The 12,982-nt window shown below is 30.1% G+C and carries 14 protein-coding genes; all 14 read left to right on the forward strand.

What is annotated here, in order from left to right; genetic code table 11:
* Positions 1–1,143, forward strand: a complete 1,143-nt coding sequence (locus AC6CHH_RS01190; RefSeq protein ID WP_498278873.1) for a LegC family aminotransferase — start codon at positions 1–3, stop codon at positions 1,141–1,143.
* A gap of 5 nt (positions 1,144–1,148) precedes the next feature.
* On the forward strand, positions 1,149–1,787 hold the full coding sequence (locus tag AC6CHH_RS01195) for a metallophosphoesterase family protein (protein ID WP_498278875.1): 639 nt from the start codon (positions 1,149–1,151) through the stop codon (positions 1,785–1,787).
* Positions 1,787–2,758 carry an ATP-grasp domain-containing protein gene (locus AC6CHH_RS01200; protein ID WP_498278877.1) on the forward strand — a complete coding sequence of 324 codons (972 nt, stop codon included), beginning with the start codon at positions 1,787–1,789 and terminating at the stop codon, positions 2,756–2,758. Before AC6CHH_RS01195 ends, AC6CHH_RS01200 begins: the two co-directional genes overlap by 1 nt.
* Positions 2,758–3,579 (forward strand): NAD-dependent epimerase/dehydratase family protein, encoded by an 822-nt coding sequence (locus AC6CHH_RS01205; RefSeq protein WP_498278879.1) that lies wholly within the window; start codon positions 2,758–2,760, stop codon positions 3,577–3,579. Before AC6CHH_RS01200 ends, AC6CHH_RS01205 begins: the two co-directional genes overlap by 1 nt.
* The gene (locus AC6CHH_RS01210; RefSeq protein ID WP_498278881.1) at positions 3,572–4,126 is read left to right on the forward strand and encodes an acyltransferase; all 555 of its coding nucleotides are present in this window, start codon (positions 3,572–3,574) and stop codon (positions 4,124–4,126) included. Before AC6CHH_RS01205 ends, AC6CHH_RS01210 begins: the two co-directional genes overlap by 8 nt.
* Positions 4,116–5,123, forward strand: coding sequence for an N-acetylneuraminate synthase (gene neuB, locus AC6CHH_RS01215; protein WP_498278883.1), 1,008 nt, complete (start codon positions 4,116–4,118; stop codon positions 5,121–5,123). The genes AC6CHH_RS01210 and neuB overlap by 11 nt, the downstream gene beginning before the upstream one ends.
* Positions 5,120–6,220: a UDP-N-acetylglucosamine 2-epimerase gene (gene neuC / locus AC6CHH_RS01220; RefSeq protein WP_498278885.1), complete on the forward strand. Its 1,101-nt coding sequence runs from the start codon at positions 5,120–5,122 to the stop codon at positions 6,218–6,220. The genes neuB and neuC overlap by 4 nt, the downstream gene beginning before the upstream one ends.
* Positions 6,221–6,224: 4 nt before the next feature.
* The gene (locus AC6CHH_RS01225; protein WP_498278887.1) at positions 6,225–7,277 is read left to right on the forward strand and encodes a nucleotidyltransferase family protein; all 1,053 of its coding nucleotides are present in this window, start codon (positions 6,225–6,227) and stop codon (positions 7,275–7,277) included.
* A gap of 4 nt (positions 7,278–7,281) precedes the next feature.
* Positions 7,282–7,944, forward strand: coding sequence for an acylneuraminate cytidylyltransferase family protein (locus tag AC6CHH_RS01230; protein WP_498278889.1), 663 nt, complete (start codon positions 7,282–7,284; stop codon positions 7,942–7,944).
* 502 nt (positions 7,945–8,446) lie between these two features.
* Entirely contained in the window at positions 8,447–9,139 is a 693-nt protein-coding gene (locus tag AC6CHH_RS01235) for an O-antigen ligase family protein (protein ID WP_498279111.1), read from the forward strand.
* Complete coding sequence (locus AC6CHH_RS01240; protein ID WP_498278891.1) at positions 9,132–9,983, forward strand: hypothetical protein; 852 nt, start codon at positions 9,132–9,134, stop codon at positions 9,981–9,983. Before AC6CHH_RS01235 ends, AC6CHH_RS01240 begins: the two co-directional genes overlap by 8 nt.
* 208 nt (positions 9,984–10,191) lie before the next feature.
* The gene (locus AC6CHH_RS01245) at positions 10,192–11,232 is read left to right on the forward strand and encodes a polysialyltransferase family glycosyltransferase (protein WP_498278893.1); all 1,041 of its coding nucleotides are present in this window, start codon (positions 10,192–10,194) and stop codon (positions 11,230–11,232) included.
* The gene (locus tag AC6CHH_RS01250; RefSeq protein ID WP_498278895.1) at positions 11,232–12,482 is read left to right on the forward strand and encodes a lipopolysaccharide biosynthesis protein; all 1,251 of its coding nucleotides are present in this window, start codon (positions 11,232–11,234) and stop codon (positions 12,480–12,482) included. The genes AC6CHH_RS01245 and AC6CHH_RS01250 overlap by 1 nt, the downstream gene beginning before the upstream one ends.
* Positions 12,475–12,981 carry an acyltransferase gene (locus AC6CHH_RS01255; protein WP_498278897.1) on the forward strand — a complete coding sequence of 169 codons (507 nt, stop codon included), beginning with the start codon at positions 12,475–12,477 and terminating at the stop codon, positions 12,979–12,981. Before AC6CHH_RS01250 ends, AC6CHH_RS01255 begins: the two co-directional genes overlap by 8 nt.
* Position 12,982: the final 1 nt, after the last annotated feature.

Genomic DNA, 12,982 nt, shown 5'->3' on the forward strand with positions numbered 1-12,982 from the left:
ATGTCAGATTTTAAACAAATGGTCTCTTTTATTAGGGATCAATATAAAACGGATAAGTTCATTCCTTTACACGAACCAAGATTTCGGGGGAATGAAAAAAAATATTTACTAGATACAATTGATTCTACTTTTGTCTCATCCGTTGGTGCTTATGTTGATCAATTTGAAGGAATGATGGAAAAAATCACAGGAGTTTCAAAGGCAGTTGCTGTTGTGAATGGTACATCATCATTACAAGTATCCTTACGATTGGTAGGCGTTAATGCGGGGGATGAAGTTATAACTCAAGCATTGACATTTATTGCAACGGCTAATGCAATAGCTTATAATCATGCTTCACCAATATTTTTGGATGTAGATTTAGACACGATGGGATTATCTCCTGTTGCTGTAGAAGCTTTTTTGCAAGAATTTGGTGAACTTCGAGATGACGGGTGTTACAACAAATCTACAGGAAAAAGGATCTCTGCTTGTATGCCAATGCATACTTTTGGTTTTCCAGTTCATATGGATGAACTAATGCAGGTCTGTGATAAGTGGAACATTCCAGTAGTTGAAGATGCTGCCGAATCCTTGGGGAGTTATTACAAGGGTAAACATACTGGGTCAATAGGACGGATTGGTGGCTTCTCATTTAACGGCAATAAAACTGTTACTTGTGGAGGTGGGGGTGCTATCGTAACAAATGATAATGATTTAGGTAAACACGCAAAATATTTAACCACAACTGCGAAAAGACCACATCCATATGAATTTTTTCATGATGAGATTGGATATAATTTTCGGATGCCTAATTTAAATGCTGCTTTAGCATGCGCTCAACTCGAAATGTTACCAGCTTTTATCGAAGATAAAAGATTGCTAGCAAAAGGCTACGCCGATTTCTTTACCGACCAGGGGTTTAAATTTCGTCAAGAATTACCGGACACAAAAGCGAATTATTGGTTAATGTGTTTGGAATTGGAGGGTAAGGATCAAAGAGAAGAATTGTTAAAGTTTACTAATGAAAATGGTATAATGACTAGGCCAATCTGGACGTTAATGTTTAGACTTCCAATGTACAATCATTGTCAAACGGACTCTCAAAGGAATGCCATATTTTTAGAAGAAAGAATTGTAAATATACCAAGTAGTGTCAGATAAATAATATGGAATATTTAGTGTTTTCAGATATCCATGGAAATCTTCCAGCATTTGAACAAGTTTTAAATAAGGAAAAAGATGTTGAAGGATACATCAATATTGGGGATGTAGTAAACTATGGTCCATGGAGTAATGAATGCGTTCAATTGATGGACTCCCTTAAAAATACCATTAATATTGTGGGTAATCATGAGGGATATTTTATTACGGGTGTTTGTGATGTTAAAAATGAGTTAGTTCAAAGTTTTTTCAAAATTACTTTTGAGGATTTTAGTGAAAGAGATAAGATAGAAAAATATAGTCATTCTGTTTTATTTGAAGGATTTAAACTTGTTCATACAATTCATGGTAAGGAATACGTTTTTCACGATTCCGTAGTCGAATGGGATGAAAATCTTATTTTAGGGCACTCTCATCAACAATTTTTGAGATATAGAGAGAACAAACTAATGCTAAATCCAGGAAGTATTGGACAAAACAGAAAGTTTATAAATGTTTCAAATTATGCTATTTGGAATACAGAAACTGGTGAAATTCAGCTTAAAGCCTTGAAGTACGATTTGAATTTCTTAATATCTAAAATGAAGAGTCTAAAATATCCTAAGGAGTGTGTGGAATATTATACAAATAAATCAACTATTTAATGAAATTTAAAATTGGAATAACAGGAACTGGCAGTTTAGTAGGACAGGGAATCATTAAAAGCATTATAAGAAGTGAATATGCTAATTCTTATACATTAGTTGGATTCGACTATTTTAAAGATACAGTCGGTTCATTTTGGTGTGAGAAGAATTTTATTCTACCTGACATACTTAACCCTAATATTTCAACTGAAGATTGGTTGAAAGTTTTAATTGAAGTAATAACGAAAGAGTCATTACAAGTTCTATTTATTGGAGTTGACTTTGAACTACCTATATTGGCAATTGAGAGAGAAAAGATTAAGGAAGCAACTGGTTGTATAGTAATGGTAAGTGATGATAAGGTTGTAGAAATCGGAAATGATAAATATCTGACATATAAGTTTCTAAAAGAAAGCGGTCTAAATTATCCAAAAACGTACTTACCACATGAAGTGGATTTTAGTGAGTTAGAATACCCAATAATTATTAAACCAAGAATCGGAGCGAGGAGTGTTGGAGTTTATAAAATTAAATCCCAAAGTGAGCTTGAAGAAAAACTTAGATTGGTAGATGGACCCATTATTCAAGAGCTTGTTGGAGATGATGATACAGAATATACATGTGGTATATTAGTTTTAGATGGGCTATTAAAGGGTGATATAGTTCTTAGAAGGAGCCTTAAAGCTGGAAATACTCATACATCTGAATATAAAGAAGACTTCTCAGATAAGATTACTGAATATATTAAAGAAATCGCTGAAAAATTACAACCATTTGGGTCTTGCAACCTTCAGTTGAGAGTTGATGAACTAGGTGTTCCTAAACTTTTCGAGATCAATCCTAGACATTCAGGAACAACGTACATGCGAACTTTATTTGGATATAATGAAGTGATTTTTATCCTTAAATCCATATTGGAAGACGTTGAAGTTCCTTTCAATTTAAAGGAAGGTAAAGCATTAAGGTTTTATGATGAAACACTAGTATAATGAAAATATTAATAACAGGAATATCTGGATTTATTGGGAAAGAACTTTATTCTGAATTATCAAAAGCAAATGAAGTTTTCGGTCTGTCGCGCACAGAAGTTAATTTACCAAATTGTTCCACAATCGATTTTTTGAACAAGAGTCTTTTGGTAGATTATTTTAAAGAAAATGATTTTGAAGTTGTTATACATTTAGCCTCAGTTATGGCAAACGCTAATAACAGCAAGAAAATGACATTATTACTTGAAAATATAGAAATCAATAGTAATCTTATTGAAGCACTTCAAAACCATAAATCTGGAATTTTTGTTTATTTTTCAAGTTCAGCCGTGTATCCCAATGTCGACGGTGAATTTTCTGAAAACAGTCCTACTAATACATTTGAGAATACTGACTGTTTGTATGGGTTGTCTAAAATAAATGGAGAAAATCTTTTTCAATTTTTATTACCATCTACATTTAAGATAATTAATCTGCGAGTAGGATATGTATACGGGGAGAAAATGAATGAAAATCGAATTCATAAAACTTTTGAGAAGGAATTACTCGAAACTAATGTAATTTCAGTCTTTGGCAATGGAGAGAGGGTAATACCACAGATAAATATAAAGAAATTATGCTTCATAATTTCAAAATTTATCGAAAACCCTGTTCAAGGGACTTACAACGTAGCTGAAGAGAATGTGTCTTTGGCAGAAATTGCGCGGAGAATCATTTCAGAGAAAGGGAATTCTGGAAGTAAAATACAAATCGTTGATAAAGGAAATAGAACTAAATTTAAGTTGAATTTTGAAAAATTAGATAATTTTCTTAATGATTAAGCATTTAAAGTTCATATTGTCATATCCTAAGATTGGACCGGACATGTACCTGACGCATTGGTTATTGTATTTTAAACCGTTTAGAATATTATTTCAACATTATAAAATTCCCCATCTTTCAAAATCTTCTGAGATTCGACCTTTTTGTACAATTTTAGGGACCGATAATGTGGTTATCGGTGATAGGGTTATCATCCCTCCATATACTTTGTTATCAAATTATCCCGGGAATATTGAATCAACTATCACATTGGAGGATGATGTGCTTTTAGGACCAAATGTGTCGATATATAGTAGTACACATTTATTTTCAGACTATACCAAACCAATAAAAGATCAGGGATATTCATGTAAACCTGTATTGTTAAAAAAGGGTTGCTGGATTGGGATTAATTGTGTCATTCTACCTGGAGTTACTATAGGTGAAAATGCTGTAATTGGTGCTAACTCAGTGGTAACTAAAGATATTCCTGATTTTGCCATTGCTGTTGGTTCACCAGCAAAGGTTATTAAATATTCAAAACAAATACAAGAAGATGAAAAATAAAGTTTTAATTATTGCTGAGGCTGGTGTAAATCATAATGGTAGTGTTGAAAATGCTTTTAAACTTATCGATGTAGCAGTTGATTCAGGTGTTGATATTGTGAAATTTCAAACGTTTAAAACAGAAAATGTAATTTCCAAAAATGCAAAGAAGGCTGCGTACCAAATTGAAAACACACAGAATGCGAATGAAACTCAATTCGAGATGGTCAAAAAATTGGAACTTAATCATGATCAGCACGAAGAAATAATACAATATTGTAAAAAGAAAGGTATTCAATTTTTTTCCACAGCGTTTGACTTGGATTCTTTAGATTATCTTAAATCTATAGGATTAAATTTAGTTAAGATACCTTCTGGTGAAATAACTAATTTACCATATTTAAGAAAGGCCGCTAAATTATTTGACAAAGTAATTTTATCTACAGGTATGTCAACGATGGATGACATTGCTTCAGCAGTATCCGTTTTTCATCAAAATGCAGTTACCGATATAACCATCTTACATTGCAATACTGAATACCCGACTCCAATGGAAGATGTTAATCTTAAGGCAATGCTACATATTCAAAAAGAGTTTGGAACTGAAATCGGTTATTCTGATCATACTTTGGGAATTGAGGTTCCAATCGCAGCGGTTTCACTGGGGGCAAGTATAATTGAAAAACATTATACTTTGGATAACAATATGGAAGGTCCAGATCACGCGGCTTCTCTTGAACCAAACCAATTAAAAGAAATGGTACGAGCAATTAGAAATATTGAAAAGGCTATTTCCGGGGATGGTTTGAAAACTCCAAGTGATTCTGAGAGAAAAAATATTGAGATTGCTAGAAAAAGTATAGTTGCGGCTAAACCAATCAAAAAAGGTGAAACGCTGTCTGAGCATAATTTAACAGTCAAGCGACCTGGGAATGGCATTTCTCCTATGAAATGGGATGAAATTATTGGAAAAACAGCTGTTAAAGATTTTAATGAAGATGATTTAATTTCAATATGAGAATAGGTGTTCTGACAAGTTCAAGATCTGACTTTGGTATATATTTTCCTTTATTAATGGGGCTAAATGATGATTCATTTTTCGAATTGGAAATTATTGCTTTTGGCACTCATCTGTCTAAAAATCATGGATATACAATTACTGAGATTAAAAATAATAATTTTTCCAAAATCCATGAAATAGAAACTCCAGTTGAAAACCATAGCGCGGTAGATATTTCATTAAATATAGGATCGACAATTAAAATATTCGCAGATTTTTGGTCTAAAAATGAATTTGATTATATCTTCGCTTTCGGAGATAGATATGAAATGTTTGCGGCGGTTACAGCAGCCTCACCGTTTAATAGAAATATAATCCATTATTCTGCAGGCGAGACAACATTGGGCGCAATAGATAATATGTATCGTCACGCAATTAGTTTGATGTCTAAGATTCTTTTTGTATCTGCGAAAGAATATTATGAGAAAGGTTTGAAAATAAATTCAGATGCAAAAGTTTATAATGTCGGAGCGTTAAGCATTGACAATTTAAAAAAGATAAAATATTTATCTATTGAAGAGTTCAAGAATAAATTTGAGATAGATATGTCAATTCCAAGTATTTTATCCACTTTTCATCCGGAAACTATCAATTTAGAAAAGAATATAGACTATATCGCTGAACTAATAAATACTTTTAAGGATTTATCAAATAAATATCAAATAATTCTAACTCTCCCTAATGCGGATACAAAAGGTGATGAGATACGTAAAATCATATTTGATAAATGTTCTAATAATCCACGAATAAAAATAATCGAATCATTTGGAATGGTGGGTTATTTGTCATGTATGAAGTATAGCAAACTAATGATAGGCAATACATCTAGTGGTTTTGTAGAAGCATCATTTTTTCCTAAATGGGTAATAAACATTGGGGAGAGACAACAAGGGAGGATAGTTACGGATAATATTTTAAATGTACCAATATTAAAAGATGAAATCTTAAATGCTGTATCTTACATTGAACAAAATGAAAGTAAAAACTTTTCTACTATTTATGGAGAAGGAGATACAACAAATAAAATAATGGAGGTATTGAAAAAAGAAATGTAAAAGTATGGAAAATAGCATTCAAAAACATATCATAAATCAACTGAGCTCAGTTCGCGATGCCTTGATGAAATTAGATGAGTTAGGGTCTGACGCAATTTTATTTGTTGTTGATGAACAAAATAGGCTTTTAGGTTCGCTAACCGATGGGGATTTAAGGAGAGGTTTTATCAAAGGTTTAGGATTTGATAATAAATTAGAAGAGTTCATTCAAATGAACCCAAAATATATTAAATACAATGAATATAGCTTGGATAAGTTGGAAGAGTATAGGAATAATAATTTTAAAATACTTCCTATTCTAGATGATTCAAATATTGTTATCGATATACTAAATTTTAGAACTAGAAGTACTTTAATTCCAGCTGATGCGGTATTAATGGCTGGTGGAGAAGGGAAAAGATTACGTCCTTTAACAGAAACCATACCAAAGCCTCTTTTAAGGGTTGGTGATAAACCTATTATTGAATACAATATTGATAGACTTAAAAAGGTTGGCATAAGTAATATCCATTTAAGTGTGAACTATTTAGCAGAGCAACTTGTAACGTATTTTGGTGATGGATCAAATAAGTCTCTAAACATTAAATATGTTAAGGAAGATAAGCCTTTAGGTACAATAGGATCTATACTATTGGTTGAAAACTTTGCGCATGACGATATTATTGTTATGAATTCTGATTTACTAACTAATATTGACTATGCAGATTTTTTCAAAACATATAAAGATTCAGATGCAGACATGGCAGTAGCAGCTACGTCGTATCATGTAGATGTACCTTATGCTGTCCTGGAAGTTAATGATTCCAATGCCGTCAAGTCATTAAAGGAAAAACCCAGATATACTTATTATTCAAATGCAGGAATCTATATCCTTAAAAAAGAAGTATTAAAAATGATTCCTGAAGATCAATTTTATGATATTACCGATTTGATGGAAAAGATTCTAGAAATGAATTTAAAATTGATTACTTATCCAATTAATGGTTATTGGCTTGATATTGGTAAGCATGAAGATTTTAAAAAGGCACAAGAAGATATTAAACATATAAAGCTTTAGAAATATGTTAGCAATTATTCCGGCGAGAGGAGGGTCTAAGAGATTACCAGGGAAGAATATTAAATTATTAGCAGGTAAACCTTTAATTGCATATACAATAGAGGCTGCATTAGCATCACCTTCAATAAATAAAGTTGTAGTGAGTACTGATGATTTAGATATTGCTGATATAGCGCAAGAATATGGAGCTGATGTTCCAGGGTTGAGGCCAGAATATTTAGCTACCGATACTGCTAGCTCAAATGATGTAATAAAGTATAGCCTAGAAACTGCTAATAAGCAATATAATGAAGATTTTCAATCCTGTGTGTTATTGCAACCTACCTCCCCATTGAGAACTAGTAATAATATTGAAGAGGCTATTTCAATATACACGCAGATGAAGGCCGATTCCGTAATTTCACTTAACGTAGAAAATCATCCACTAAGTTGGAATAAATATATTGATGAGGATGGAATTATGCAAAGTATAGAAAATATTGAAAATAGAATTTCTTATTATCCAAATGGAGCAATTTACGTGTTGTCAAAAAAAGTAATTATGACAGGCAATTATTACACACCAAAATCGTATGCCTATATAATGAAACGTAAATTTTCAATTGACATTGATTCGCAGGATGATTGGGATTACGCAGAGTATGTGATTAAGAACCTTAATAATTAAATGTAAGTTTGATATGAAAACATTTAATATTAGATTCTCACTTCCTTTGATAATAATATATTATTGGTTATTAATTAATGTTTTATCCTTAAAGGAACTTGATCAATTGAGACTGTTTATTTTCGTTCAATTTCCAGTTCTATTATATTGTTTTTATCTATTGATCAATGGAAGAAATCTTTTTGTTAAGCGTTCAATTTGGTTTTGGGTATATTTTATTTTAGTCATTTTAGTAAATGTCATTCGAGGGGATTTTAATTTAATTTCATCTACACTGATTGATCTTCTGCCAATAATATTCATTCTGACATGTTATAAAGATAATTTGTCTTTAAAAGGCTTAAATTATTTGTTTTTAATTCAAATTGTTATTGGTCTCATAACGTATTTAAATGGCACAAATTTGTACGGGATAATTCCCTTTTTGGGTAAACTATCAGGTTCTGAATGGAAAGTGAATTTATTTGCATTTTTAACGCCTCCTTTTACAGGGGCATTTGCAATGATCGTTTTTTTGGTAAATGATCAATTGGGTTCTACAGTCTATTCAAAGAAAACTACAATTTTATTATTTAAATACTTAAGTCTATTTTTTATAATATTTTCTGGGTCTAGGACTATTTTTTTGATGCTGTTTTTTTATTTCCTGTTTAACTTCTTGAGTAAAAAAATAGATATTAGAAATAATAAATATTTTTATATATTCTTACCAGTTTTAATATTCTTTATTTCATTATTTGGTGTTGAGATTTTTATGTCTAACATTTCAAATAATAGCGTGTTATACGGAATGCTTTTTCGAGACGCTCAGGGAGGAGCTAATTTCGAAGATTCAGATCGTTATCTCATGTGGACTACATATCTTGAGGTCTTTAATTCCAACTTTTTTATTGGAAGGGGTTATTTTTTACCTAAGGAAACTATTACTGATTCAGTAGGTAGTAGTGAGACATTAATCCCTTTACAGCTAGCCTACCAAGGTCTTGTTTATTTTACCTTTTTACTAGGAATATTTAAACTATTGCATGATTCCTTACGTCAAAGGAATAAACTGGGATATTTAGTAATAGTTTTGTTTTTAGTACTCTGCTCCTTTTATGGTTCATTTATGAGAGGATATGGTTTGATATTTCTGTTATTGTTTTTTATTTATTCAAGTTCAAACAATTTATTAAAATTTAATTCAAATGGGTAAAAGATTATTTTTTTTGTTATTCACTCTCTCATTTTGTTCTCAAATTAGTTTTGGGCAAAAATTGATGATTTCTTCAGACAATAGATCAGCATCTGTAATTAATTTTCAAAATAAACATAATATAAATAATGTTATAATAATCTATGGAAAGGATATATACCCTGATGATAATAATAAAGTAAATATATCCACACTAAACAAAGCAATTATTAAAGCTTTCCCAAACAGGAATTCCTCTGGATATGGTGTTTTAGACTGGGAAGGAGAAGCTCTTCATACTCTAGCTTTTAGGCCACAAAGCTTTAAAAATTACAATCATATTTTGTCTCAATTTATCAAGGCTCTTGATTACGCTAAATCACTTCGTCCAAATGTGAAATGGGGATTCTTCAATATACCCTTTCGATATCTTTCGTACAAATCGAAGGAAGATTGGAGACGTCATAATAATAATATTTCAACATTAATAAGAAAATCTGACGTTATATATCCGGTATTTTATTCTAGGTCGCTTTCTGATAGAGTAGATCCTGAATTTGTACAGCTTGTTATTGACTTCAACAGAACTTATAGGAAAGAGATAGTTGCTTTTGTTTGGCATAGGAATGAGGGTAAAATAAATAGAGATAAGAAAATTGATAAAAAGTTATTTGTGAATAATGTGAAGCAATTAATCGCAAATAAAAATATTGATAAGGTGGTTTGGTGGGCAATGGATGAATATTATTATAAAAGGAATAATAAAGTATTGAGAACAGAATCAAAAAATATTAACGAGTTTAATTCAAATTATAACAACCTTATTATTGATTATTCTAAATCTATTTTAAACATAACCAAATAATGGAAATCAAGTTAAATTTATTCAATTCATTACCTCGGTTATTTAAACCCAATGAAGTTTTTGATCAGTTTTGTAAAAGTATAAATAAATTAAAAACTTTTTTGGTTAACACTAAATCATACCTTATATTAATAGTATGTAGTTCGCGATTAGGTGTATATCATAGAATTTTAATTGTGTTTATTTATTTTGGATTAAATTGAGGAATGTGGAATTTGTAGAAGCGAATAAAACTAGAAACTTATTAATAGTGGCATCTCCGTTTCAATTAATAAGTGCCATGGAGGCCATAGATTATTTTTCTGATTCTAAAAATAATCAAATTGTAGTCTTTTTAAGTAAACATGTAGAAACAAATAATATAATGTTGAATTTAATAAATAAATTTCAACTTAAATTAACGTGTGAGATAACTTACGTTAAATATACAAATGAGATATTCTTTTTAATTGCGAAGTTAAAATTCATCGTTTTGAATAGGCATAAGAAGTTTAATCGAATTATGTTAGGACATTTAGGTGAATTCTCTATGAAATTGATTGCTTGTAATTTAAAATTTAAACAATTGTTTTCGATAGATGATGGAGCCTCAACATTAAACTTAAACAAGGAAATTAACAAGAGTAATTACGAAATTTCCTGTTTTACCAAAATTAATACAATCAGAGAAATTTTCAAGTTTTTAATAGTGAAATTTTGTTTTCTCAAAACAAGAGAATATGTTAAGATAAATTGGTTTACAGTGTTCGATTTCCAACCTACTAATCAGGCAGAGATTTTCAGACACAATTTCGAATTTATCAAAAAGCTTTTTAAACTCAATTCTTCAGATAAAACCGGAACCTATTTCATTGGTGCAAGTTTATTTAACGTAGGTGTTATTCAAAACTTCAAGAATTATGAAAATATGTTGAAAAAAGTTTTCAATGAAATTGAAAATTGTATTTATTATGTGCCCCATCGTTATGAAGATTTATCATTATTAGAGGGTCTATTTAAAACATATAACGTACAAGTTCTAGAGACAAATGGAATGATTGAGCTCTTTTTACTTGAAAATAATTTATACCCAGAATTAATAGTTTCATTCTATTCTACGGCATTGTTTACTCTTTCAAAACTTTATCCAAATAGTAATGTATTTTTTATAGAAATTCCTAATTCATACATAAATAAAGTATACCAAAAAAATGTGGCAATTGTTCAGGAGTATTATAGAAAAAGATTTCGATTATTAAATATCCATTAATGAAGTTTTATTTTTTAAAAAATGGGTTGTTTAAATCCGCAATTATTTATACGATTATAAATTTTATAAATAAAAGCTTTCCTTTTTTTTTACTTCCATTATTTACGCGCGTTTTTAGTTTAGAATCTTATGGGACCTTTTCTCTTTATAAAGCTATTATAAACATTTTAATACCAATAATTGGAATAAATGTCTCTGAGGCCGTAGTTAGGAGATTTTATGATAAAAAAAATAGTGATTACGGTGGTTATATATCTCATGCTTTAATAATGAATTTTTTATCAACTGCCATAATAAGCATTTTGGCCTTTCTAATACCAGGGCATTTTTTTCAAGATCTTATTGGTGTACCAAAAAATTTAATTTTAATAGCGATTTTTATTTCATTTTTTACCTGTGTGAATAATATAGAGAGAGGATTATTGAGATGTGAAGACAATAATTCTACATTTGCTATATTAGTCCTTGGGCAATCTATTTTATATTTTTTATTAATATGGACACTTTACGCATTTAACACCCTAAGCGTATATTCTGCAACTATTGTGGAACTTATTTCATATTTCATATATTTTATGGTTAGTTTAACCTTGCTTCATAGAAAATATATTTTAAAATTTATTTTTCAAATTAAAGAAATTAAATCAATATTAATTTATGTCGTACCACTAGCGATTAATAGCATTTTAGCATATTTTTTCGCGTTGTCAGATAGATTCATAATAAGTGATAAATTAGGTAATGACCAAGTTGGATTATACAATGCAACTTTTCAAATAGTCTCTATATTGCAAATTCTAGCTGTTTCATTCAACGCTGCATGGCATCCTTGGGTTTTGAAAAATCTGACAAACGGTATTTCGAAATCTAAGTTTAATAAAATAAGACTATCACTTTTTTTTGCTTTTTGCTTGATTGGGGCAATATCATGGTTGTTCCTATTCAATTATTTAGAAGTTATTCTTGGTGAAAAATTTTCTGATGGAAAAAATTTAATTTTTTGGATGATATTGTCTGTGGTTTTTCAATTTGGTTATTGGTTGTTAGCTCCAGTTGTTCAATTTTATAAACGGAATTGGCTTTTAACTATTGGCTCTTTTCCGGCCTTTCTTTTTAGTATTAGTATGAATTTTTTGTTCCTGGAAAATTCTGGGTTAATTTTTGCTGCGATAGTAGGCGCTATATCATGGGCACTTATTAGTTTTTTTATCTTAATTTGTTCACAAAGATTATTTATAAAATATGGTTAGATATATATATACCTTATTTATTAGAGTGAGAGGTTTATTTTATGTTTCATTGGTTAAAAGAAAAGCAAAAGGAAGTTGTTTAAATCTTAAAGTTTGGGGTAGGTCTAATATAAATAATAACACTTATATTGGGGACTATGTGAATTTTAATGGTTTAACTATTAATGGTTTTGGGAAAGTTGAAATAGGAAATTATTTTCACTCTGGTGTTGATTGCTTATTAATAAGTAGTAATCATAATTATGAAGGTGATAAAATTCCATACGATGAAACTAATGTTCTTAAAGAAATTATTATTAAAGATTTTGTGTGGTTAGGTTCAAGAGTAATTATTTTGGGTGGAGTTACAATTGGTGAAGGAGCTATTATTCAAGCAGGAGCACTCGTGGTAAAAGATGTTCCTCCTTATGCTATAGTAGGAGGAAATCCAGCAAAAATAATAAAAATGAGGGATATAGATAAATTCAATAAATTGAAGTTGGCAAGAAAGTTTCATTAAT

Source organism: Sphingobacterium sp. GQ94 (assembly GCF_059758715.1).